At 66.7% G+C, this 1633-nt stretch carries 1 protein-coding gene; it reads right to left on the bottom strand.

The features are described from left to right. Positions 1–1613, bottom strand: a 1613-nt coding sequence (locus tag WBF82_RS22010) for a penicillin-binding transpeptidase domain-containing protein (RefSeq protein WP_424385052.1), incomplete at its 3' end; no start/stop codon positions are given. Between the last annotated feature and the right edge of the window lie 20 nt (positions 1614–1633).

Genomic DNA, 1633 nt, shown 5'->3' with positions numbered 1-1633 from the left:
TTTCCGAACACCGCCCCGCAGCCGGCGATGTCCTTGCCGGTGCCGTTGGTCACCACTAGCCGCATCATCGGGCGCAGACCGTCGAGCACTTTCTCGCTGATCGGGGTGGTGTTGCCGGTGATCGTCGTCGATCGCCCCTCAATGAGTTTGGGTACCGGCGTCTTCCCGGCGGCCACCGTGGCCGCGACCATCGCCATGCCGAACGGGGAGGTCACCACCTTGCCCTGACCGAAGCCGTCCTCGGTGCGCTCGGCCAAATCGACCGTCGGCGGCACCGAACCGGTGACCGTGTTGAGGCCGTCCACCTGGTAGTCGTGGCCGATGCCGTACTGGCTTGCCTCCTGCGTCAAACCGCGCGGCGGCATCCGGCTGGCCAATTCGGCGAACGTCGTGTTGCACGAACTCGCGAATGCCCGCGACATCGGCACCACCCCCAGATCGAACCCGCCGTAGTTGGGGATGGTGCGATGCCCGATGTCGATTTCTCCGGGGCAGGCCAAAAGCGTGTTGGGGCTTGCCAAGTCGCGCTCGAGGGCGGCGCCGGCGGTGACCATCTTGAAGGTCGACCCCGGCGGGTAAAGCCCGGTGGTGGCAAGGGGACCGACCGCATCGGCGGCGCGATTCTGCGCGACGGCCAGTATTTCCCCGGTCGACGGTTTGATCACCACGATCATCGCCTGGCGGCTCTGGTTATCCACCGCACGCTGGGCGGCGTTCTGCACAGCCCGGTCAAGGCTGATCGAGATCGACGGGGCCGGCGAGGGCTCCACCTCGTGCAGCACCGCGACGTCGACGTTGTTTTGGTTGACGCTGACCACCCGCCAGCCCGCTTGACCGTCGAGTTGATCGATCACGGCCTTCTTCACCTGGTTAATCAGCGCCGGGGCGAAGTGGTCGTCGGTCGGCAACAGCTCGGCCTGCGGGGTGATCACCACCCCGGGCTGATTGCCAAGCGCCGGGGCGACTTTGTTGTTGTCGTCGGTGCGCAGCGTGATCAGATCCAGCGGTTTGGCTGACGAGCTGGCCTGCTCGGCCAGCCGCTGCGGGTCGTTGAGGGTGTCATCGAACGGGTGTAAGGCATCGACGACCGCACGGGCCGTTGTGATCAGATATCCCCCGGCCCGCGATGCGTCCAGCGTGTAGTGGTAGAGGTAGCCGGGAGCCAGCACGTCGGTGCCGCCGACTTCGTTCACCGCGGCACGCCGTGGCGGGTCGGCCCGCAGCGCGAAGGTCTGGTGCTCGCCTAGGCGCGGATGCAGGTCGGTGGTGCTCCACCGGATCTGCCAATGACCTTCGTAGCGAGCCATTTTCAGCTGACCGTCATAAGTCCAGGTCCGGTTCTTCGGCAGATGCCAGGTGTAGCGATAGCTCACCGTCCCGATGTCCTCGGTGTATTTCGAGCCGAGAACCTGGGTGTCCAAGTGGGTGGCTTGCAGCCCGGCCCACGCCGCGTTGAGCGCCTCGCGCGCGTCGCTGGGAGCGTCGCTGAGGTCGGCGGCCGCCGCGGTATCGCCCGTGGACAACGCGGCGAAAAACCTTTCGGCTGCCGGTGCGGGACCCTCCGGGCGCGGCGTGCAGGCCGAGACGGCGGTCGTCGTGACAAGCACCGCCACGGCAAAGCTCGACGCTGATA

It is taken from the genome of Mycobacterium sp., from assembly GCF_049673265.1.
Taxonomy (GTDB): domain Bacteria; phylum Actinomycetota; class Actinomycetes; order Mycobacteriales; family Mycobacteriaceae; genus Mycobacterium.
Note: the sequence above shows the minus strand (reverse complement) of the source record. Positions and strands in the feature narration are given on the sequence as shown.